Source organism: Escherichia sp. E2748, assembly GCF_005781125.1.
In the GTDB taxonomy this organism is placed as follows: Bacteria; Pseudomonadota; Gammaproteobacteria; order Enterobacterales; family Enterobacteriaceae; genus Escherichia.
Genome location: NZ_VATP01000020.1, coordinates 1 through 21,204, shown reverse-complemented (window position 1 = coordinate 21,204; position 21,204 = coordinate 1). Strand labels below are relative to the sequence as shown.

Sequence of the window (21,204 nt, the reverse complement as noted above, 5' to 3'; positions counted from 1 at the left end):
TACCTCTTAGCGGGGAAAAACAGGGTTATGCGGCAACGTCGAAATTAAATGTGATCTGCCGCGCCTTTTATCACAAAAGTGTCACCAGAAGCCCGATGCAAATTTGCCTGGCGAAAACCAGGATAATCAACCTATTACGAATCTCTGCACACTTGTGCTGATGACTGCTACGCAGAGAAACAAATGTGCAAGATAAAGCGCCATTTCAGTCCAAACAAAGAGTGAAAAATCGCTTTTAAAGGTCACCATGATGGAGTTATATCAGATCAAGCGGTTAAAAAGCATATTTGCACAAATGTGCAAAATCAGGAGGCGGCGATGGAAAACAGTGACGATATCCGTTTGATTGTGAAGATTGCCCAACTCTATTACGAACAGGACATGACGCAGGCGCAAATCGCCCGCGAACTGGGTATTTATCGGACTACCATCAGCCGCTTACTTAAACGGGGCCGCGAACAGGGAATTGTCACCATCGCCATCAACTATGACTACAACGAAAATCTCTGGCTGGAGCAGCAACTGAAGCAAAAGTTTGGTCTGAAAGAAGCTGTGGTGGTATCAGGGCGCGATGAAGAGGAAGACGCTCAGTTGGCGGTAATGGGGTTACACGGCGCGCAATTGTTAGATCGTTTGCTGGAACCTGGTGATATTGTTGGTTTTTCCTGGGGCCGCGCGGTGAGCGCACTGGTTGAAAACTTGCCGCAGGCGGGGCAATCGCGGCAGTTAATTTGCGTGCCGATTATTGGCGGCCCGTCCGGTAAACTCGAAAGCCGCTATCACGTAAACACATTAACCTACAGCGCGGCGGCAAAGCTGAAAGGGGAATCGCAGCTCGCGGATTTTCCAGCTCTGCTAGATAACCCCTTAATTCGTAATGGGATCATGCAGTCTCAGCACTTTAAAACCATCTCAGCCTACTGGGATAATCTGGATGTCGCCCTGGTGGGGATTGGCTCACCGGCTATTCGCGATGGCGCCAACTGGCATGCATTTTATGGCGGCGAAGAGAGTGACGACCTGAATGCCCGTCAGGTTGCCGGTGATATTTGCTCGCGCTTTTTTGATATTCACGGCGCAATGGTTGAAACGAATATGAGCGAAAAAACGCTCTCTATCGAAATGAATAAATTAAAGCAGGCGCGGTATTCCATTGGTATTGCTATAGGTGAAGAGAAATACAGCGGAATTATTGGTGCACTGCGTGGAAAATATATTAATTGTCTGGTAACGAATAGCAACACAGCTGAACTATTACTGAAATAAAAATCTTCCCGATGTTTACCGTAATAAAAAATTACGGCGGGACTCTATTACCTAAAATCAGGAGTCTGTTATGCAAACGTGGTTAAATTTGCAGGATAAAATCATTATTGTCACCGGTGGCGCATCCGGTATTGGACTGGCGATTGTGGATGAATTATTAGCACAAGGCGCGAATGTACAGATGGTCGATATTCACGGTGGCGATGGTCAATATGAAAGTCATAAAGGTTATCAGTTCTGGCCGACCGATATTTCCAGCGCCAAAGAGGTAAATCATACGGTAGCGGAAATTATTCAGCGTTTTGGTCGCATCGACGGTCTGGTCAATAACGCCGGGGTCAATTTCCCGCGTCTTCTGGTCGATGAGAAAGCGCCAGCCGGGCAGTATGAACTCAGCGAAGCCGCATTCGAAAAAATGGTCAATATCAACCAGAAAGGCGTTTTCCTGATGTCACAGGCAGTGGCGCGGCAGATGGTCAAACAACACGATGGGGTGATTGTGAACGTCTCATCGGAAAGCGGGCTGGAAGGCTCAGAAGGCCAAAGCTGTTATGCCGCGACCAAAGCCGCGCTCAATAGCTTCACGCGCTCCTGGTCGAAAGAGCTGGGTAAACACGGTATCCGTGTGGTCGGTATCGCGCCGGGGATTCTGGAAAAAACCGGGCTGCGCACGCCGGAATATGAAGAGGCGCTGGCGTGGACGCGCAATATCACCGTCGAACAGCTGCGTGAAGGCTATACCAAAAACGCCATTCCTATTGGGCGCGCCGGAAGATTAGCGGAAGTGGCTGATTTTGTTTGTTATCTGCTGTCTGAACGCGCCAGCTATATCACCGGAGTAACCACTAACATTGCCGGCGGCAAAACGCGCGGCTAAGGAGGCTTTATGGTCAATGCCATTTTTTGCGCCCACGGCAAATTAGCTTGCGCCATGCTGGAATCGGTTCAGATGGTGTACGGCGACGCCAATGTTGAGGCAGTTGAATTTGTGCCCGGCGAGAACGCCGGAGACATCGTGGCAAAGCTGGAAAAGTTAGTGAGTATTCACAATCATGACGAGTGGTTAATCGCCGTGGACTTACAGTGCGGCAGCCCGTGGAACGCGGCGGCAACGCTTGCGATGCGTAATCCGCGCCTGCGGGTAATCAGCGGCCTTTCCCTGCCGCTGGCGCTCGAACTGGTCGATAACCAGGACAGCATGAACGTTGATGAACTGTGTGAACACCTGACGCAAATCGCAAAGCAAACCTGCGTTGTCTGGAAACAACTGGCAACGGCAGAGGAGGATTTCTGATGAACATTACGCTCGCCCGCATTGATGACCGCCTAATCCACGGCCAGGTCACTACCGTCTGGTCGAAAGTGGCTAACGCCCAGCGCATTATTATCTGCAATGACGAAGTGTATAACGATGAAGTTCGCCGGACATTATTGCGTCAGGCCGCCCCGCCGGGAATGAAAGTTAACGTGGTCAATATTGAAAAAGCTGTCGCGGTGTATCACAACCCACAATATCAGGACGAAACCGTATTTTATCTTTTTACCCGACCTCAGGATGCCTTAGCGATGGTTCGCCAGGGAGTAAAAATCGGCACCCTGAATATTGGCGGCATGGCCTGGCGACCCGGTAAAAAACAGTTAACCAAAGCAGTTTCATTAGATGACGATGATATTAACGCATTTCATGAGTTAAATAATCTTGGCGTCACGCTGGATTTACGCGTTGTAGCGTCAGATCCTTCAATCAATATTATCGACAAAATAAAAGAACAGTTAGTCGCAAATTAAATAATAGCGCCTGTGTATATATGCTTTAACAGGCAGGGATGACGACACTTAAAAGGTGACAAATCATGGAAATAAGTACCCTACAAATCATTGCCATATTTCTTTTTTCCTGTATTGCCGGAATGGGCAGCGTGCTGGATGAATTTCAGACTCATCGCCCGTTAATTGCCTGTACGGTGATTGGTTTAATTCTCGGTGATTTAAAAACCGGAATTATGCTCGGTGGTACGCTGGAATTGATAGCTCTCGGCTGGATGAACGTCGGCGCGGCGCAATCTCCGGATTCTGCACTCGCCAGCATAATCTCCACCATTCTGGTTATCGTTGGCCAGCAAAGCATCGCCACCGGTATCGCCATCGCGTTGCCTGTGGCTGCGGCAGGCCAGGTGCTGACGGTGTTTGCCCGCACCATCACCGTTGTGTTCCAGCACGCGGCGGATAAAGCAGCGGAAGAAGCGCGGTTTCGCACTCTCGATATTCTGCATGTCTCCGCGCTTGGCGTGCAGGCACTGCGCGTTGCGATTCCAGCACTGATTGTCTCGCTGTTCGTCAGCGCCGATATGGTGAGCAATATGCTGAGCGCCATTCCCGAATTTGTGACCCATGGATTGCAGATTGCTGGCGGTTTTATCGTGGTGGTCGGTTACGCCATGGTGCTTCGCATGATGGGCGTGAAATATTTGATGCCTTTCTTTTTCCTCGGTTTCCTCGCAGGTGGCTACCTCGATCTCAGTCTGCTGGCGTTCGGTGGTGTCGGCGTGATCATGGCCCTGCTCAACATCCAGCTAAATCCACAGTGGCGTAAAGCTGAACCACATCCCCAGGCCACCACTATCACCGCCCTTGACCAACTTGATGATTAACGGAGCCATCATGGAACAGAGAAAAATTACACGCAGCGATCTGGTGAGCATGTTTCTGCGCTCCAACCTGCAACAGGCGTCCTTCAACTTTGAACGCATTCATGGGCTGGGCTTTTGTTACGACATGATCCCCGCCATCAAGCGACTCTACCCATTAAAAGAGGATCAGGTTGCGGCGCTCAGGCGACACCTGGTGTTCTTCAATACCACGCCAGCCGTATGTGGTCCGGTCATCGGCGTGACCGCCGCCATGGAAGAAGCGCGGGCCAACGGTGCAGAAATTGATGACGGCACCATTAACGGCATCAAAGTCGGTCTGATGGGACCATTGGCAGGAGTTGGCGATCCACTGGTCTGGGGAACCCTGCGCCCGATTACCGCCGCGCTCGGCGCATCTCTGGCTCTTTCTGGCAACATTCTCGGCCCACTGCTGTTCTTCTTTATTTTCAATGCAGTACGTCTGGCAATGAAATGGTATGGGCTGCAACTGGGCTTTCGTAAAGGCGTGAATATCGTCAGCGATATGGGCGGGAATGTGCTGCAAAAACTGACTGAGGGCGCATCGATTCTCGGACTGTTTGTGATGGGCGTGCTGGTCACCAAATGGACGTCAATCAACGTGCCGCTGGTCGTCTCGCAAACGCCTGCCGCAGACGGTTCCACCGTCACCATGACCGTGCAGAACATTCTCGACCAGCTCTGCCCCGGCCTGCTGGCGCTGGGTTTGACGCTGCTGATGGTGCGTCTGCTCAACAAAAAAATTAACCCGGTATGGCTGATCTTCGCCCTGTTTGGCTTAGGGATTATCGGCAATGCACTGGGCTTCCTGTCCTGATTCTTCGCCCCGGCGCAACCGTCGGGGCCATCGTTCAACACGAGGTGGTTTATGAAAACAACAGCTCTGCGTCTTTATGGTAAACGTGATTTACGCCTGGAAACCTTTGATCTTCCTGAAATGCAGGAGGATGAAATCCTCGCGACGGTGGTCACCGACAGCCTGTGCCTCTCTTCCTGGAAAGAGGCCAATCTGGGTGAAAACCATAAAAAAGTACCCGACGATGTGGCGACCAATCCCATCATCATCGGCCATGAATTTTGCGGCGATATTCTGGCCGTGGGTAAAAAGTGGCAGCACAAATTTCAGCCGGGCCAGCGCTATGTGATTCAGGCCAACCTGCAATTGCCGGAAAGCCCGGACTGCCCCGGTTACTCTTTCCCGTGGGTGGGTGGTGAAGCCACACATGTGGTTATCCCAAATGAGGTTATGGAACAGGATTGCCTGCTGGCATACGACGGCGAAACCTACTTTGAAGGCTCGCTGGTTGAACCGCTTTCCTGCGTGATTGGCGCGTTCAACGCCAACTATCATCTTCAGGAAGGTAGTTATAACCACACGATGGGGATTCGCCCGCAAGGGCGCACACTGATCCTCGGCGGCACCGGACCAATGGGACTGTTAGCGATTGATTATGCGCTGCATGGGCCAGTTAACCCGTCGCTACTCGTTATTACCGATACCGACAATAACAAATTGAGTTATGCGCGACAGCACTATCCATCAGAACCGCAAACACTGATTCATTATCTCAATGCCGCCGATGCAGCATTTGATACGTTAATGGCACTGAGTGGCGGTCACGGCTTCGATGATATTTTCGTCTTTGTGCCAAATGAAGGACTGGTGACTCTCGCCTCTTCCTTGCTGGCGACAGATGGTTGTCTGAATTTCTTCGCCGGACCGCAGGATAAACACTTCAGCGCACCCATTAATTTCTACGATGTGCATTATGCCTTTACTCATTACGTTGGCACATCGGGCGGCAATACCGATGACATGCGTGCGGCGGTCAAACTGATCGAAGAGAAAAAAGTGCAGGCCGCAAAAGTGGTAACACATATTCTTGGGCTGAATGCTGCGGGCGAAACCACGCTTGAATTGCCTGCCGTCGGCGGCGGCAAAAAAATGGTGTATACCGGGAAAGACCTGCCGCTGACGTCACTCACGCAGATTCAGGATCAAGCACTGGCGGCAATTCTGACGCGTCATCAGGGAGTATGGTCCGGTGAGGCGGAGCAATATCTGCTCACTCATGCAAAGGCAATCAGCCATGATTAATCGCGATACTCAACTGTGCATGTCGCTGGCCGGTCGCCCCGGCAACTTCGGCACGCGTTTTCACAATTATCTGTATGAAAAGCTGGGGCTGAATTTCATCTACAAAGCGTTCACCACCCAGGATATTGAGGCGGCGGTGAAAGGTGTTCGCGCATTAGGTATTCGCGGCTGTGCCGTGTCGATGCCGTTTAAAGAAAGCTGTATGCCCTTTCTCGATGCGATCGATCCGTCAGCGAAAGTCATTGATTCAGTGAATACCATCGTGAATGACGACGGCAGGCTGACCGGGTTTAACACCGACTACATTGCGGTGAAAAGCCTGATTATTCACCACCAGCTCAATAGCGCCGCACGCGTGATGATTCGCGGCAGTGGCGGCATGGGCAAAGCGGTCATTGCCGCCTTTCGCGACGCGGGGTTTACCGATGTCATTATCGCCGCCCGCAACCACGAGAGCGGCCCGGCGCTGGCGAAGCAGTATGGCTTCCAGTGGCAACCGCAGCCAGAAGGAATCGACTGCGACATTCTGGTTAACGTTACCCCCGTTGGCATGGCTGGCGGTAAAGAGAGCCATGAGCTGGCCTTCAGCGAGGCAATGATCTCTACGGCAAGCGTCGTTTTTGACGTCGTGGCATTGCCACCGGAAACGCCGCTCATTCGTCTGGCGCAGCAGCTTGATAAGCAGACGATCAGCGGCGCAGAGGTGATTGCTTTACAGGCCGTCGAGCAGTTCGCGATGTATACCGGTGTGCGACCTGATGCGCGGCTGATTACTGAAGCGGCACAATTTGCACGAGAAGGATAAGAAACATCAGCGCATTAAGGGGCGCTCTGATTGGTGGCAAAGTGCACGTTGTTTATGCCGGATGCGGCGCAAACACCTTATTCGGCCTACAAAATCGCGAAAATTCAAGATATTGCGATTAGCTTGTAGGCCTGATAAGCGTAGCACATCAGGCAATCTTACGTTTGTCATCAGCCTCAGCGCCTTGTTTGCTAACCGTCTTCAGAACGCCTGGTACAATGTGTGACATCGTGAGCCACGTCAGTAAGTGGTTAAATTTGCAGTGGTAGCATTCCTTCCGTGTTTTCTTACTAACCGGAGAAGTAATGGAACTGCTTTTATTGAGTAACTCGACGCTGCCGGGTAAAGCCTGGCTGGAACATGCGCTGCCGTTGATTGCTGAACAGTTGCAAGGTCGCCGTTCAGCGGTGTTTATTCCTTTCGCTGGCGTAACGCAAACCTGGGATGATTATACGGCCAAAACGGCTGCGGTCCTTGCCCCACTTGGCGTTTCTGTCACCGGTATTCATAGCGTGGCCGATCCTGTTGCCGCGATTGAAAATGCTGAGATCGTGATTGTCGGCGGCGGTAACACTTTCCAGTTGCTGAAACAGTGCCGCGAGCGCGGGCTTTTGGCACCCATTGCCGACGTAGTAAAACGTGGCGCGCTGTATATCGGCTGGAGCGCAGGCGCTAACCTTGCTTGCCCAACTATCCGCACCACCAACGATATGCCGATTGTCGATCCGCAAGGTTTCGATGCGCTGAATCTGTTCCCGCTGCAAATCAACCCGCACTTCACCAACGCGCTGCCGGAAGGCCATAAAGGGGAAACGCGCGAGCAGCGTATTCGCGAACTGCTGGTCGTCGCGCCAGAACTGACCATTATTGGCCTGCCGGAAGGTAACTGGATCACGGTGAGTAAAGGTCACGCTACGCTGGGCGGCCCGAATACCACTTATGTATTTAAAGCTGGTGAGGAAGCGGTGCCGCTGGAAGCGGGTCACCGTTTTTAAGTGAATTGCCGGATGCATGATCCGGCATCTTGTACATAGTGCCTGATGCGACGCTTGACGCGTCTTATCAGGCATATTAATACTCGTCCCGTCCCTCATCTTCATCCGGCTGTTCCAGCACACTGTAAGCCACCGAACAAAACAGCGAGTTCAGACGCTGCATATCGCCCAGTAAGCCTAAATGCAGCGAACTGGTTTCAATGCTTTGCACGTTTTGCTGATGCAGGCGATCGACGTGAGCATGGGAATAACGGCGATTAAGAATGCGAAAGCGATGCTTACTACGGCGCAAACGACGAGCGCTGGTGACATCGCCAGAGAAGAACACCGACATTGCCAGCTTTAAATTACTGAGCAATTGCTCATAGAGCGCATCCAGTTCCTTCAACCCATCAAGCGAAAATGCCCGCCGTGCTGCCAGTGATTTGTCAGCAATTTCGCTGCCCATGCGCTCGACGATATCGGAAGCCTGCTCCAGGTTGAGAGCCATTTCGATAATCTCTGCCCAGCGGCGCGACTCTTCTTCCGCCAGCTCTTCTTTTGGCATCCTCGCCAAATAAAGTTTAATCGCGGTGTAGAGGACGTTGATATCATCCGCCAGCTTGCGCAACTCCTTCTCTTCACGCGGTTCACCGTGCATCACTTTATTCAGCCCTTCCATCATCTGTTCCATCGCGTCACCGATGCGCAGTGTTTCACGGGCGGCATTCGCCAGAGCAAGAGTCGGAGTATCCAGCGCACTAACGTCCAGATGTTTTGGTTTCAGATGGGCATCCAACTCAGGTTCATCGCGAATAATCGTTTTGCAAAATCGCGCCATTGGATCGACAAACGGCAGCATGACCAGGCAACGAACGAGGTTGTAGAAGACGTGGAAATAGATAACCAGTTCCGCTTTTGGCAAAGGCAGTTTATCCATTGATTCAGCCAGAACATGGACAAATGGCAGGATAATCAAGCTCCCCACCAGCTTAAACAACAAGCTACCCATCGCAACACGTCGAGCGGCGGCATTGGCGGCACTATTGTTGAGCATCGCCAGCAGGCCGGAACCGAGGTTGGCTCCGATTACCAGACAGAGCGCCACCGGGAAGGAGATAATGCCTGCGGCGGTCAAAGTAGCGGTCAGCAATACAGCTGCAAGGCTGGAGTAGCTGATAACGGCGAACATCGCGCCAATCAGCGCATCCAGCAGAATATCGCCAGTCAACGAAGCAAAGATCACCTGAACGCCGTTTGCCTGGGTGATCGGCGTTACGGCCTGCACAATCAACTCCAGCGCCAGCAAAATCAGCCCAAGACCAATACCGACGCGGCCCAGTTGCCCGGCGCGTGACTGTTTGCGTCCGAGGAAAAAAATAACGCCGATAAAAATGAGCAGCGGTGACAACCAGGATAAATCGAAGGTGAGGACCCGCGCCATTAGCGCCGTCCCGACATCAGCCCCCAGCACAATCACCAGCGCGGGCGCGAGAGCAACCAGATCCTGGGCGACAAACGAGGTCACCAGCATGGTGGTGGCATTACTACTCTGTACCAGTGCGGTAACGCCGATCCCCGCGCAAAAGGCGAGCGGCTTCTTTTCGACGCTCCGGCTAAGGACTGTACGCAGGCGTGCGCCGAAGACGCGCATTACGCCTGTTCGAACAATATGCGTCCCCCAGACCAACAGGGCGACGGCAGAAAGCAGGTGAAGCAGCGTTAACACGAGTTCAGGTTCTCCTTATCGTTATATGTTCCTGAAGCAATTGAATGACCAAAGGACCGGAAACACGCTGGCTGGCATCTTTACTGTGCCTTTTGACATTCGTTTTTCCGGCTAAGATTATTCCAGCCTGATTCCAGTATAAGTGTTTCATATTAATAAAGAGACAGGGCACCCATTGAGTGCCCTGTTTGTTGTAAGGAAAAGTGACATATTTGTGAATCAGTCCGCGTCATACCCCAGATTCGGCGCCAGCCAGCGCTCAACTTCGGTAACGCTCATACCTTTACGACGGGCATAGTCTTCGACCTGATCGCGTTGAATCTGCGCCACGGCATAGTACTTGCTGTCCGGATGGCTGAAGTACCAACCCGAAACCGATGCACCGGGCCACATCGCGAAAGATTCTGTGAGTTTCATGCCAGTGTGTTTTTCCACTTCCAGCAGCTCCCAGATGGTGGCTTTTTCCGTATGTTCCGGGCAGGCCGGATAGCCCGGTGCCGGACGGATGCCCTGGTAGTTTTCGCGGATCAGCTCTTCGTTGCTGAGGTTCTCGTTCGGCGCATAGCCCCAGTAAACTTTACGCACGCGCTCATGGAGATATTCCGCAAAGGCTTCCGCCAGACGGTCAGCAAGGGCTTTCACCATGATTTTGTTGTAATCATCGTGCTGCGCTTCGAAGGCATCAGCCAGTGCGTCCTCTTCCAGCCCGCCAGTTACGGCAAATGCGCCGATGTAATCCGCTTTGCCAGAGAGTTTCGGCGCCACGAAGTCAGCGAGACAGTAGTTGGCGAAGCCCGTTTTTTCGGTCTGTTGACGCAGATGGTGGCTGACGTTGATCACATGTGTACGCGTTTCGTCACGGTAGATTTCAATGTCATCGCCCACACGGTTTGCCGGGAACAGCCCCACCACACCACGCGGATTGAGCGTTTTCTCGGCGCTTAATTTATCCAACATGTCGTTGGCGTCTTTAAACAGCCGCTTCGCCTCTTCGCCCACCACTTCATCTTCCAGAATGCGCGGATACTTCCCGGCCAGCGACCAGGTCATAAAGAACGGTGTCCAGTCGATGTAATTACGCAGCGTTTCAATGCTGGCTTCGACTTCCTGCACGCCGAGACGGTGTGCCACGGGCGGCGTGTAAGCCTGCCAGTCAAAAGCGAAATCGTTATCGCGCGCCGCTTCCAGCGTAACTGGCGGGGTGCGCGGTTTCTTGCGTCCGTGCTGAATACGCACGGTTTCGTACTCTTTGCGGGTACGAGCGACAAAGTCATCACGCTGAGTGTCGGAAAGCAGCGCCGCCACGACGCCAACGGTGCGCGAGGCGTTCTGCACATACACCGTCGGGCCGCTGTAGTTTTGCTCGATTTTCACCGCCGTGTGCGCTTTTGAGGTGGTCGCACCGCCAATCAGTAGCGGAATGGTGAAGCCCTGACGCTCCATCTCTTTCGCCACGTTGACCATTTCGTCCAGCGATGGCGTGATCAATCCCGAAAGGCCAATCAAATCGGCATTCACTTCTCTGGCGGTACGGAGGATTTTTTCCGCAGGCACCATCACGCCGAGATCGACGATTTCATAGTTGTTGCATTGCAGCACCACGCCAACGATATTTTTACCGATATCGTGCACATCGCCCTTCACGGTGGCGATCACCATCTTGCCGTTGGTTTTGCCCTGCTCTTTGCTGGCTTCGATAAACGGTTCGAGATACGCCACCGCCTGTTTCATGACGCGCGCCGATTTCACCACCTGCGGCAGGAACATTTTCCCTTCGCCAAACAGGTCGCCGACCACGTTCATGCCGTCCATCAGCGGGCCTTCAATCACCTGAATGGGGCGCTCGGCCTGCTGGCGGGCTTCTTCGGTGTCCTGTTCGATAAACTCGGTAATGCCTTTGACCAGCGAGTATTCCAGACGTTTATTCACTTCCCACGAGCGCCACTCCGCCTGCTGGGCGTTAGCGGTATCGTCGGTTTTGCTGCCGCGATATTTCTCGGCAAGTTCCAGTAAACGCTCGGTGCCATCGTCGCGACGGTTAAGGATCACATCTTCCACCGCGTCGCGCAGTTCAGCGGGCAGGTCGTCGTAAATCGCCAGTTGCCCGGCGTTGACGATCCCCATATCCATACCGTTACGAATGGCGTAGTAGAGGAACACCGCGTGAATAGCTTCGCGCACCGGATCGTTACCACGGAACGAGAAGGAAACGTTAGAGACGCCGCCGGAAATCAGCGCGTGCGGCAGTTCGCGTTTGATGTCTTCACACGCGCCGATAAAGTCCTGCGCGTAGTTGTTGTGCTCTTCAATGCCAGTTGCGACCGCGAAGATGTTCGGATCAAAGATGATGTCTTCCGCCGGGAAGCCGACTTCCTCGGTGAGTATTTTGTACGCCCGACGGCAAATTTCGATTTTCCGTGCGCGGGTATCGGCCTGACCCTGTTCGTCAAAGGCCATTACCACCACCGCTGCACCGTAACGACGCAACAGTTTCGCATGATGGATAAAGGCGTCGACGCCCTCTTTCATTGAGATAGAGTTAACAATGCCTTTGCCCTGAATACACTTCAGCCCCTTTTCGATGACCTCCCATTTTGAGGAGTCGATCATAATCGGCACGCGGGCGATATCCGGTTCCCCCGCAATCAGGCTGAGGAAACGCACCATCGCCGCTTCGGCGTCGAGCATCCCTTCATCCATGTTGATATCGATAATCTGCGCGCCGTTTTCCACCTGCTGGCGCGCCACATCCAGCGCCTCGCTGTATTTATCTTCTTTAATCAGGCGTTTGAATTTGGCAGAACCGGTGACGTTAGTCCGCTCACCGACGTTAACAAACAGGCTGTCATCGCCAATGTTCAGCGGCTCCAGACCGGACAAACGACAGGCGACGGGGATCTCCGGCAGTTTGCGCGGCGCTAATCCTTCTACTGCGCGACTCATTGCCGCAATATGTCGTGGCGTGGTGCCGCAGCAACCGCCGACGATATTGAGGAATCCCGCTTCCGCCCATTCACGTATCTGTTTTGCCATCGTGTCGGCATCGAGATCGTATTCACCAAAAGCGTTGGGCAGCCCGGCGTTCGGGTGGGCGGTGACGTAGCATTCTGCAATCCGAGACAGCTCCTGCACGTACTGGCGCAGTTCATCGGGTCCCAGCGCACAGTTCAGGCCAAAGGTCAGCGCTTCGGCGTGGCGCAATGAGTTGTAAAATGCTTCGGTGGTCTGCCCGGAGAGTGTGCGCCCGGAGGCGTCGGTGATGGTGCCGGAGATCATAATCGGCAGTTCAACGCCCAGCGCTTCGAACTCCGTTTTCACCGCAAAAATCGCCGCTTTGGCGTTGAGGGTGTCGAAGACGGTTTCAATCAGAATCAGATCCGCACCACCTTCGACTAATGCTTTGGTGGATTCGCGATAAGCCGCCACCAGCTGGTCAAAAGTGATGTTGCGGAATGCCGGATCGTTTACGTCCGGCGATATAGACGCCGTGCGGTTGGTTGGGCCGAGAACACCAGCAACGTAGCGCGGTTTCTCCGGCGTGCGCGCGGTCCACTCATCAGCACAAGCACGCGCCAGTTTCGCCGCCGCAAAGTTGATTTCCGCCGACAGGGATTCCATCTGGTAATCCGCCATCGCAATAGTCGTGGAGTTGAAGGTGTTGGTTTCGATGATATCTGCGCCCGCTTCAAAGTAAGCGTTGTGGATGGCGGCGATCACTTCCGGTTTACTGAGCACCAGCAGGTCGTTGTTGCCTTTGAGATCGCACGGCCAGTCGGCAAAGCGTTCACCGCGAAAATCTGCCTCGTTCAGTCGATAACTCTGGATCATGGTGCCCATACCGCCGTCCAGCACCAGAATACGTTCATTTAACTGCGCACGCAGTTGTTCAACTTTGCTGCTCACACTCGCTCCCGACACGCTCAACCCAGACTGTAAAAAAATTCAACAGACCATACTGGCATAAACGCATCAGTGGTAAAAGCGACCACCACGCAACATGAGATTTGTTCAACATTAACTCATCGGATCAGTGTGGCAACTATTGCATTACACCGTAATAAAAATGAAAATGATTTCCACGATACAGAAAAAGGAGACTGTCATGGTCGCACCCATTCCCGCAAAACGCGGCAGAAAACCCGCCGTTGCCACCGCACCCGCGACTGGACAGGTTCAGTCTTTAACGCGTGGGCTGAAATTACTGGAGTGGATTGCCGAATCCAATGGCAGTGTGGCACTTACGGAACTGGCACAGCAAGCCGGATTACCCAATTCCACGACTCACCGCCTGCTAACCACGATGCAACAGCAGGGGTTCGTCCGTCAGGTCGGTGAACTGGGTCACTGGGCGATCGGCGCACATGCCTTTATGGTCGGCAGCAGCTTTCTCCAGAGCCGTAATTTGTTAGCCATTGTCCATCCTATTCTGCGCAATCTGATGGAAGAGTCTGGCGAAACAGTCAATATGGCGGTGCTGGATCAAAGCGATCACGAAGCGATTATTATCGACCAGGTGCAGTGTACGCATCTGATGCGTATGTCAGCCCCTATCGGCGGTAAGTTACCGATGCATGCCTCTGGTGCCGGTAAAGCTTTCTTAGCCCAACTGAGCGAAGAACAGGTGACGAAACTGCTGCATCGCAAAGGCTTACATGCCTATACCCACGCGACGCTGGTGTCTCCTGTGCATCTAAAAGAGGACCTCGCCCAGACGCGTAAACGTGGCTATTCATTTGACGATGAAGAACATGCGTTGGGGCTTCGTTGCCTCGCGGCGTGTATTTTCGATGAGCACCGCGAACCATTTGCCGCAATTTCGATTTCCGGGCCGATTTCACGTATTACCGATGACCGCGTGACCGAGTTTGGCGCGATGGTGATTAAAGCGGCGAAGGAAGTCACGCTGGCATATGGCGGTATGCGGTGATTTTTCGTCTCTGATTTATACGAATCGCACGCTAAACCGCTGCCTGCGCCGATACGCATAAACATCTTCCACGTGCCCTTCACGGATGCGTTTTTGTAGCGCGCGCCAGTAATCAGCGCGGAACAGGTCGGCGTGCATCTCTTCAAACAGTGGCCCAATGCGTGAGTCGGCGCATAGCCAGTGACGGAACTCTTCCGGGAAAACATCGCCCGGCGAGACGCTGTACCACGGCTCACTGGCAAGTTCGTCCTCCGGGTAGCGCGGCGGTGGGATGTCGCGGAAATTCACTTCCGTCATGTAGCAAATTTCATCGTAATCATAAAACACCACGCGCCCGTGACGAGTGACACCAAAGTTTTTAAATAGCATGTCGCCAGGGAAAATATTGGCGGCGGCAAGCTGGCGAATAGCGTTGCCGTACTCTTCAATAGCGTCGCGCAGCTGTTGGCCCTCAACCTGTTCCAGCCAGATATTGAGCGGCACCATCCGCCGTTCGATGTAGAGATGGCGAATCACAATCTGTTCGCCGAGATCGGTGATTTTTTCCGGCGCTTCCTGGAGCAGTAATTCCATTAATGCCGGTGCGATTTGCCGTTTCTCCAGCACAAAGTTTTCAAACTCCTGGGTATCCGCCATTCGACCTACGCGATCGTGCTCTTTAACCAACTGATAGCAGGCGCGAACGTGAGCCGCAGACATCTCTTTCTGCGGCGCGAACTTGTCTTTAATCACTTTGAATACCCGATCAAATCCCGGCAGCGTGAACACCAGCATCACCATTCCACGAATGCCCGGCGCTTCAATGAACTGCTCATTACAGCCCTGTAGATAAACGAGATATTCGCGGTAGCTTTCGGTTTTGGCGTGCTTCTGGCAGCCGATAGCCATATACAATTCAGCGGTGGTTTTACCTGGCAGAATTTCCCGTAACCACTCGACCAGTGCGGCAGGTAGCGACGCGTAAACCATAAAATAGGAACGCGCGAAGCCAAAGACAATGCTCGCTTCGGCGGTGGTCGTCAGGCAGGTATCAATAAACAGCTCGCCGTCGTCCGCCTGGTGGATAGGCAGCAAAAAGGGCAACGTGCCGGAAGGCGTGATCAGTTTGCCCACCAGCCAGGCGGCTTTATTGCGGTAAAACAGTTCGTTCGCCACCTGTAAATGGCTTTCCGCGAGGTTTTCTGTCCCCAGCGTTTCCGTCAGATGGCGAATGATGTAATGAATGTCACGGCTTTTATTCTGCCAGCGCAGACGCAGCGGCAGGTCGCTGAGGACACGCATTAGTAGCGATTCCCAGCCGTGATCGGGATAAAAGTCTTTTGCCAGCGGGCGCGGAATGGTACGAAAGCGGCGCTCTGGCTGGGAGCTAAAGATAAAAAGCCGCTCGGGAGTCAGCGAGCGGTGGTCAAATAACCGACAGTACACGGAGTTAAAAAAGCTCTCCGCAATCTCGAAGCGCGGGTAATCCGGCAACAGCCGGGTGTAATGCTCTTTGACGCGCAGTAAAAATTCCGCGTCCGTGCTTTGGCCGTTAGTGATACAGCGCAGCTGTTCCACCACCAGACCAACGTGATGATCATAAAGATGGATACGGTTTTTCATCGCCTGCTGGACAGCGTGCCAGTCGGCTTGCTCGAAACGCTGCTGCGCCCCGGAAGTCACTTCGAGGAATCGACCATACTGAGCGTCGAAACCTTGCAAAATGGTTTGTGCAATCAGTAATTCCAGGCCACGCGGCATTTGTTGTCCTCGTCGGGAGCAGAGAATTGCCGGATAAGACGCGCAAGCGTCGCACCAGGCGTTGATTGCCGGATGCGGCGTGAACGCCTTATCCGGCCTACAGTTAGCAACGTTTATCGGTTGTTAGAACTGCGATTCTTCGGTGGAGCCGGTCAGCGCGGTAACTGACGACGTGCCGCCCTGAATAATGGTCGTCACTTTATCGAAATAACCTGTCCCCACTTCCTGCTGGTGAGAAACAAAGGTGTAGCCATCTTTCGCGGCGGCGAATTCCGGTTGCTGCACTTTTTCAACATAGTGCTTCATACCCTCGCCCTGGGCATAGGCGTTTGCCAGGTCGAACATGTTGAACCACATGCTGTGGATGCCTGCCAGGGTGATGAACTGGAACTTGTAACCCATATCCGACAGCTGCTGCTGGAAGCTGGCAATAGTTTTGTCGTCGAGGTTTTTCTGCCAGTTGAACGACGGCGAGCAGTTATAAGCCAGCAGTTTGCCCGGATATTTCGCGTGGATGGCTTCCGCAAAGCGACGCGCCAGTTCCAGATCCGGCGTGGAGGTTTCACACCATACCAGGTCAGCATACGGCGCATACGCCAGGCCGCGGCTGATCGCTTGTTCAATGCCTGCGTGAGTACGGAAGAAACCTTCGTTGGTACGCTCGCCGGTAATAAATTCGCTATCATACGGGTCGCAATCGGAGGTGATCAAATCCGCCGCATCGGCATCGGTACGTGCAACCAGCAGGGTTGGAACGCCCGTCACGTCAGCTGCCAGACGCGCCGCGACCAGTTTCTGAATAGCTTCCTGAGTTGGCACCAAAACTTTGCCGCCCATATGACCGCATTTTTTCACGGACGCCAGCTGATCTTCGAAGTGAACTGCCGCTGCACCGGCTTCAATCATCGCTTTCATCAGTTCAAAGGCATTCAGGACACCGCCAAAACCGGCTTCCGCATCAGCAACGATCGGCAGGAAGTAATCGACATAGCGCGGATCGCCCGGCTCAATGCCCGCGGACCACTGGATCTGATCCGCACGGCGGAAAGTATTGTTGATCCGCTCCACTACGGCAGGAACCGAGTTCGCCGGATAGAGCGACTGATCCGGATACATGCTGGCCGCCAGGTTAGCGTCTGCCGCAACCTGCCAGCCAGACAGGTAGACCGCTTCAATGCCCGCTTTCGCCTGTTGCAGCGCCTGACCGCCAGTCAGTGCACCGAGGCTGTTGATGTAGCCTTTTTTCGACTCGCCATGCAGCAGACGCCACATTTTCGCCGCGCCCAGTTGCGCCAGCGTGCATTCAGGATTGACTGAACCGCGTAATTTCACCACATCTTCCGCGCTGTATGGGCGAGTAATGCCTTCCCAACGCGGTTGAGTCCACTCTTTCTGTAATTCTTCAATTTGTTGTGTACGGGTTTTCATGTGCAGATGCTCCATAGTTATGTGGTGGTTTACGCTAACAGGCGGTAGCCTGGCAGGGTCAGGAAATCAATTAACTCATCAGAAGTGGTGATCTGTTCCATCAGGCGTGCGGCATCGTCGAAACGCCCCTGGGAGAAACGCTCTTCGCCCAGTTCGCTGGCAATGACTTTCATCTCTTCGCCCAGCATCTGGCGGAACAAGGCTTTGGTCACCGGTTTGCCATTGCTCAACGTTTTTTGATGATGGATCCACTGCCAGATCGAGGTACGGGAAATTTCAGCCGTCGCCGCATCTTCCATCAGGCCATAAATCGGCACGCAGCCGTTGCCGGAGATCCATGCTTCGATGTACTGCACAGCCACGCGAATGTTGGCGCGCATACCTTCTTCGGTGCGTTCACCATCACAAGGTGCCAGCAGCTGATCGGCAGTAATCGGCGCGTCTTGTTCGCGCATTACGTCAAGCTGGTTTTTGCGGGAGCCGAGAATGTCGTTGAATACCGCCATTGCCGTATCCGCAAGGCCTGGGTGAGCGATCCATGTACCATCGTGACCGTTATTGGCCTCCAGCGATTTATCCGCTTTTACTTTGTTGAGCACCTGGTTATTGAGCTCTTCATCTTTGCTCGGAATAAACGCCGCCATGCCGCCCATCGCAAAAGCACCGCGTTTATGGCAGGTTTTAATCAACAGGCGTGAGTAAGCATTCAGGAAGGGTTTATCCATCGTCACTGCCTGTCTGTCTGGCAGGACGCGATCGGGATAGTTTTTCAACGTTTTGATATAGCTGAAGATGTAATCCCAGCGACCGCAGTTCAGACCAACAATATGGTCACGCAGCGCGTGAAGGATTTCGTCCATCTGGAACACGGCAGGCAGCGTTTCAATCAGCAACGTCGCCTTGATAGTGCCGCGCGGCAGATTAAAGCGATCTTCTGCATAGCTGAAGACTTCGCTCCACCAGGCCGCTTCCTGCCAGGACTGGGTTTTCGGCAGATAGAAATAGGGGCCGCTGCCTTTTGCCAACAGTGCCTGGTAGTTGTGAAAGAAATAGAGCGCAAAATCAAACAGGCTGCCAGGAATCGCTTCGCCGCGCCAGGTGACATGTTTTTCCGGCAAATGCAGGCCGCGTACCCGACAAATCAACACCGCGGGATTTGGCTTGAGCTGATAGATTTTGCCTGCTTCATTGGTGTAACTGATGGTGCCGTTAACCGCATCGCGCAGGTTAATTTGCCCATCGATCACTTTGTTCCAGTCTGGTGCCAGTGAATCTTCGAAATCGGCCATAAACACTTTCACATTCGCGTTGAGTGCGTTGATCACCATCTTGCGCTCAACCGGGCCAGTTATCTCGACTCGACGATCTTGTAAGTCCGCAGGAATACCACGAATTTTCCAGCCTGTATCGCGAATGGAAGCTGTTTCCGAAATAAAATCAGGCAACGTTCCGTTATCGATATCCCGCTGCTGCTGAATGCGCGCTGCCAGAAGTTTATTGCGTTGTGGCGTAAAATGCGTCACCAGCTCAGTCAGAAATTCTACCGCCTCGGCAGTGAGAACTTGCTTCTCCTGCTCGCCATACGGCCTTGTGAAAGCCAGTTCATCGGTTGTTGTTGCCTGTTCAGTCATCGTGCAGCTCCTCGTCATGGATCCGAAAACTTCCCCACTGTGAACGAAGGATCGTTGTGTGCTTTTCGTTCAGCACAACTAAGACTACTCATTTAAAATGCAAAATCAAAAACAATTTCCATTTTAAATAAAAATATATGATAACTTATTGATAACAATATGAATAAAATTTATTCACCTGCTGAGGTGTGTTTCGGAAATAAAAAAGGCACCCGAAGGTGCCTGAGGTAAAGTGCTGAATCGCTTAACGATCGACTGCCACAGAAGATTAATCCAGTGTAGGATTCATACGGCGTAGATCGTATGGCGTGATCTGGTAGACGTAATAGTTGAGCCAGTTGGTAAACAGCAAATTGCCATGACTGCGCCAGCTCGCTCGCGGTTTGTTTTGCGGATCGTTGTGCGGGAAATAATTATACGGTACATCCGGGTTTAGTCCGGCTTCCACATCGCGGAAATATTCCTGCGCCAGCGTTTGCGCATCATATTCGGGATGGCCCGTCACAAAGGCAATGCGCTTATCTTTACTGGCAAACAGATATGCATCCCCTTCTTCTGTCTCCGCCAGAATTTCCAGATCGGTATAATCACGAATCAACGCTGCCGGAAAGTCAGCATAGCGCGAATGTGGTGCCAGAAATGAATCATCAAAGCCACGCGTCAGAAGCGCATGAGGATGGAGAATATGATGCTCGTAAACGCCAGAGAGTTTGTCGGTGCGGGTTTGCTTAGGAATGCCGTAGAGGATATTGAGCGCGGCCTGTACAGCCCAGCAGACAAACAGCGTCGAGGTGACGTGATCTTTCGACCACTCCAGCACCTGTTTGATCTGCGGCCAGTAAGCGACATCATTAAACTCCACCAGACCCAGCGGCGCACCGGTGACTATCAGACCGTCAAAGTTCTGTTCCTGAATATCTTCAAAGTTGCAATAGAAGTTGTTTAGATGCTCTGCGGGCGTGTTGCGCGATTCACGGGAATCGATGCGCAACAGCTGAATATCGACCTGCAAAGGTGAGTTTGAAAGCAGGCGTAAGAACTGATTTTCAGTTTCGATCTTCTTCGGCATCAGGTTAAGGATAAGCACCTTTAGCGGACGAATTTCCTGACCAGACGCGCGAGAAGTTGTCATCACAAAAACGTTTTCTTCACGCAAGAAATTGACGGCGGGTAGCTCGTCCGGCACACGAATCGGCATAACCTGATTACCTCACTACATACGCTTATACGTTTAGACATCCAGATAGCTGAAGATAACCAGAAAATTTACCAATGTCGAGCCTGCATGTTGAAGGTGAGAAAGTTTCAAGGAAAAGGCTACGTTAGAATATAAGAATGACTAAAAGGAGAGAAAATGGTTATTAGTATTCGCCGCTCACGGCATGAGGAAGGGGAGGAACTCGTTGCGATTTGGTGTCGTTCTGTCGATGCCACCCACGATTTTTTATCAGCAGAGTATAGGGCCGAATTGGAAGAGCTGGTGCGTTCCTTTCTGCCGGAAGCACCGTTGTGGGTCGCGGTTAATGAGCGGGATCAGCCGGTTGGGTTTATGTTATTAAGTGGGCAGCATATGGATGCGCTGTTTATCGATCCTGATGTGCGCGGCTGCGGCGTGGGTCGGATGCTGGTGGAGCATGCGCTCTCGATGGCACCGGAACTGACAACCAACGTTAATGAGCAAAATGAGCAGGCGGTTGGGTTCTATAAGAAGATGGGCTTTAAGGTTACAGGGCGCTCTGAGGTGGACGATTTGGGGAAACCGTATCCGTTGCTGAATCTGGCGTATGTGAGGGAATAATGCGCTGTTGCCCCCTACCGTAACCCTGCGGAGGACGAATAAGACGCACCAGCGCCGCATCCGGCTTTTTTTTCTGCATCAACGCAAAAAGGCCATCCTGACGGATGGCCTTTCGCTTTATTTGATGCCTGGCAGTTCC

At 52.8% G+C, this 21,204-nt stretch carries 17 protein-coding genes; 11 read left to right on the top strand and 6 right to left on the bottom strand.

Annotated features, from left to right (window positions below):
* Nucleotides 1-318 precede the first annotated feature (318 nt).
* From FEK42_RS16335 to pepE, 9 genes are all read left to right on the top strand, one after another.
* The gene (locus FEK42_RS16335) at nucleotides 319-1,266 is read left to right on the top strand and encodes a sugar-binding transcriptional regulator (protein WP_130205763.1); all 948 of its coding nucleotides are present in this window, start codon (nucleotides 319-321) and stop codon (nucleotides 1,264-1,266) included.
* A gap of 70 nt (nucleotides 1,267-1,336) precedes the next feature.
* On the top strand, nucleotides 1,337-2,143 hold the full coding sequence (locus FEK42_RS16330) for an SDR family oxidoreductase (RefSeq protein WP_135493243.1): 807 nt from the start codon (nucleotides 1,337-1,339) through the stop codon (nucleotides 2,141-2,143).
* A gap of 9 nt (nucleotides 2,144-2,152) precedes the next feature.
* Nucleotides 2,153-2,560 (top strand): mannose/fructose/sorbose PTS transporter subunit IIA, encoded by a 408-nt coding sequence (locus FEK42_RS16325; RefSeq protein WP_131162353.1) that lies wholly within the window; start codon nucleotides 2,153-2,155, stop codon nucleotides 2,558-2,560.
* Nucleotides 2,560-3,054 (top strand): PTS system mannose/fructose/N-acetylgalactosamine-transporter subunit IIB, encoded by a 495-nt coding sequence (locus FEK42_RS16320; RefSeq protein WP_130205757.1) that lies wholly within the window; start codon nucleotides 2,560-2,562, stop codon nucleotides 3,052-3,054. Before FEK42_RS16325 ends, FEK42_RS16320 begins: the two co-directional genes overlap by 1 nt.
* Before the next feature lie 65 nt (nucleotides 3,055-3,119).
* Entirely contained in the window at nucleotides 3,120-3,917 is a 798-nt protein-coding gene (locus tag FEK42_RS16315) for a PTS mannose/fructose/sorbose transporter subunit IIC (protein WP_135493242.1), read from the top strand.
* Between the two features lie 10 nt (nucleotides 3,918-3,927).
* Nucleotides 3,928-4,752, top strand: coding sequence for a PTS system mannose/fructose/sorbose family transporter subunit IID (locus tag FEK42_RS16310; RefSeq protein WP_135405629.1), 825 nt, complete (start codon nucleotides 3,928-3,930; stop codon nucleotides 4,750-4,752).
* 51 nt (nucleotides 4,753-4,803) lie between these two features.
* Nucleotides 4,804-6,033 carry an L-sorbose 1-phosphate reductase gene (gene sorE, locus FEK42_RS16305; RefSeq protein WP_135493241.1) on the top strand — a complete coding sequence of 410 codons (1,230 nt, stop codon included), beginning with the start codon at nucleotides 4,804-4,806 and terminating at the stop codon, nucleotides 6,031-6,033.
* Nucleotides 6,026-6,838 carry a shikimate 5-dehydrogenase gene (locus FEK42_RS16300; RefSeq protein ID WP_135493240.1) on the top strand — a complete coding sequence of 271 codons (813 nt, stop codon included), beginning with the start codon at nucleotides 6,026-6,028 and terminating at the stop codon, nucleotides 6,836-6,838. Before sorE ends, FEK42_RS16300 begins: the two co-directional genes overlap by 8 nt.
* 305 nt (nucleotides 6,839-7,143) lie before the next feature.
* Nucleotides 7,144-7,833, top strand: coding sequence for a dipeptidase PepE (pepE, locus tag FEK42_RS16295; RefSeq protein WP_130261152.1), 690 nt, complete (start codon nucleotides 7,144-7,146; stop codon nucleotides 7,831-7,833).
* Nucleotides 7,834-7,909: 76 nt separating this feature from the next.
* Here the strand turns inward: pepE and FEK42_RS16290 are convergent, their stop codons facing one another.
* Entirely contained in the window at nucleotides 7,910-9,541 is a 1,632-nt protein-coding gene (locus FEK42_RS16290) for a Na/Pi cotransporter family protein (protein ID WP_130205749.1), read from the bottom strand.
* 219 nt (nucleotides 9,542-9,760) lie between these two features.
* The gene (metH, locus tag FEK42_RS16285) at nucleotides 9,761-13,444 is read right to left on the bottom strand and encodes a methionine synthase (protein ID WP_135493239.1); all 3,684 of its coding nucleotides are present in this window, start codon (nucleotides 13,442-13,444) and stop codon (nucleotides 9,761-9,763) included.
* A gap of 199 nt (nucleotides 13,445-13,643) precedes the next feature.
* Here metH and iclR point away from each other — a divergent pair, with 199 nt between their 5' ends.
* The gene (iclR, locus tag FEK42_RS16280) at nucleotides 13,644-14,468 is read left to right on the top strand and encodes a glyoxylate bypass operon transcriptional repressor IclR (protein WP_000226403.1); all 825 of its coding nucleotides are present in this window, start codon (nucleotides 13,644-13,646) and stop codon (nucleotides 14,466-14,468) included.
* Nucleotides 14,469-14,483: 15 nt separating this feature from the next.
* On the opposite strand, the gene aceK is transcribed toward iclR, so the two are convergent.
* From aceK to metA, 4 genes are all read right to left on the bottom strand, one after another.
* Complete coding sequence (aceK, locus tag FEK42_RS16275) at nucleotides 14,484-16,208, bottom strand: bifunctional isocitrate dehydrogenase kinase/phosphatase (RefSeq protein WP_135493237.1); 1,725 nt, start codon at nucleotides 16,206-16,208, stop codon at nucleotides 14,484-14,486.
* A 123-nt stretch (nucleotides 16,209-16,331) separates the two neighbouring features.
* Nucleotides 16,332-17,636, bottom strand: a complete 1,305-nt coding sequence (gene aceA / locus FEK42_RS16270; protein WP_000857847.1) for an isocitrate lyase — start codon at nucleotides 17,634-17,636, stop codon at nucleotides 16,332-16,334.
* Between the two features lie 29 nt (nucleotides 17,637-17,665).
* Nucleotides 17,666-19,267, bottom strand: a complete 1,602-nt coding sequence (gene aceB, locus FEK42_RS16265; protein ID WP_138211891.1) for a malate synthase A — start codon at nucleotides 19,265-19,267, stop codon at nucleotides 17,666-17,668.
* 268 nt (nucleotides 19,268-19,535) lie between these two features.
* Complete coding sequence (gene metA, locus FEK42_RS16260; RefSeq protein WP_130205743.1) at nucleotides 19,536-20,465, bottom strand: homoserine O-succinyltransferase; 930 nt, start codon at nucleotides 20,463-20,465, stop codon at nucleotides 19,536-19,538.
* A 156-nt stretch (nucleotides 20,466-20,621) separates the two neighbouring features.
* Between metA and FEK42_RS16255 the strand changes: the two genes are divergently transcribed.
* Nucleotides 20,622-21,065, top strand: coding sequence for an acetyltransferase (locus tag FEK42_RS16255; RefSeq protein WP_135408613.1), 444 nt, complete (start codon nucleotides 20,622-20,624; stop codon nucleotides 21,063-21,065).
* Nucleotides 21,066-21,204 lie beyond the last annotated feature (139 nt).

Excerpts from the sequence above, each read along its gene's own strand:
- FEK42_RS16335 (WP_130205763.1), top strand. The coding sequence starts at position 319 with ATGGAAAACAGTGACGATATCCGTTTGATTGTGAAGATTGCCCAACTC.
- FEK42_RS16330 (WP_135493243.1), top strand. The coding sequence starts at position 1,337 with ATGCAAACGTGGTTAAATTTGCAGGATAAAATCATTATTGTCACCGGT.
- FEK42_RS16325 (WP_131162353.1), top strand. The coding sequence starts at position 2,153 with ATGGTCAATGCCATTTTTTGCGCCCACGGCAAATTAGCTTGCGCCATG.
- FEK42_RS16320 (WP_130205757.1), top strand. The coding sequence starts at position 2,560 with ATGAACATTACGCTCGCCCGCATTGATGACCGCCTAATCCACGGCCAG.
- FEK42_RS16315 (WP_135493242.1), top strand. The coding sequence starts at position 3,120 with ATGGAAATAAGTACCCTACAAATCATTGCCATATTTCTTTTTTCCTGT.
- FEK42_RS16310 (WP_135405629.1), top strand. The coding sequence starts at position 3,928 with ATGGAACAGAGAAAAATTACACGCAGCGATCTGGTGAGCATGTTTCTG.
- sorE (WP_135493241.1), top strand. The coding sequence starts at position 4,804 with ATGAAAACAACAGCTCTGCGTCTTTATGGTAAACGTGATTTACGCCTG.
- FEK42_RS16300 (WP_135493240.1), top strand. The coding sequence starts at position 6,026 with ATGATTAATCGCGATACTCAACTGTGCATGTCGCTGGCCGGTCGCCCC.
- pepE (WP_130261152.1), top strand. The coding sequence starts at position 7,144 with ATGGAACTGCTTTTATTGAGTAACTCGACGCTGCCGGGTAAAGCCTGG.
- iclR (WP_000226403.1), top strand. The coding sequence starts at position 13,644 with ATGGTCGCACCCATTCCCGCAAAACGCGGCAGAAAACCCGCCGTTGCC.
- aceK (WP_135493237.1), bottom strand. The coding sequence starts at position 16,208 with ATGCCGCGTGGCCTGGAATTACTGATTGCACAAACCATTTTGCAAGGT.
- aceA (WP_000857847.1), bottom strand. The coding sequence starts at position 17,636 with ATGAAAACCCGTACACAACAAATTGAAGAATTACAGAAAGAGTGGACT.
- aceB (WP_138211891.1), bottom strand. The coding sequence starts at position 19,267 with ATGACTGAACAGGCAACAACAACCGATGAACTGGCTTTCACAAGGCCG.
- metA (WP_130205743.1), bottom strand. The coding sequence starts at position 20,465 with ATGCCGATTCGTGTGCCGGACGAGCTACCCGCCGTCAATTTCTTGCGT.
- FEK42_RS16255 (WP_135408613.1), top strand. The coding sequence starts at position 20,622 with ATGGTTATTAGTATTCGCCGCTCACGGCATGAGGAAGGGGAGGAACTC.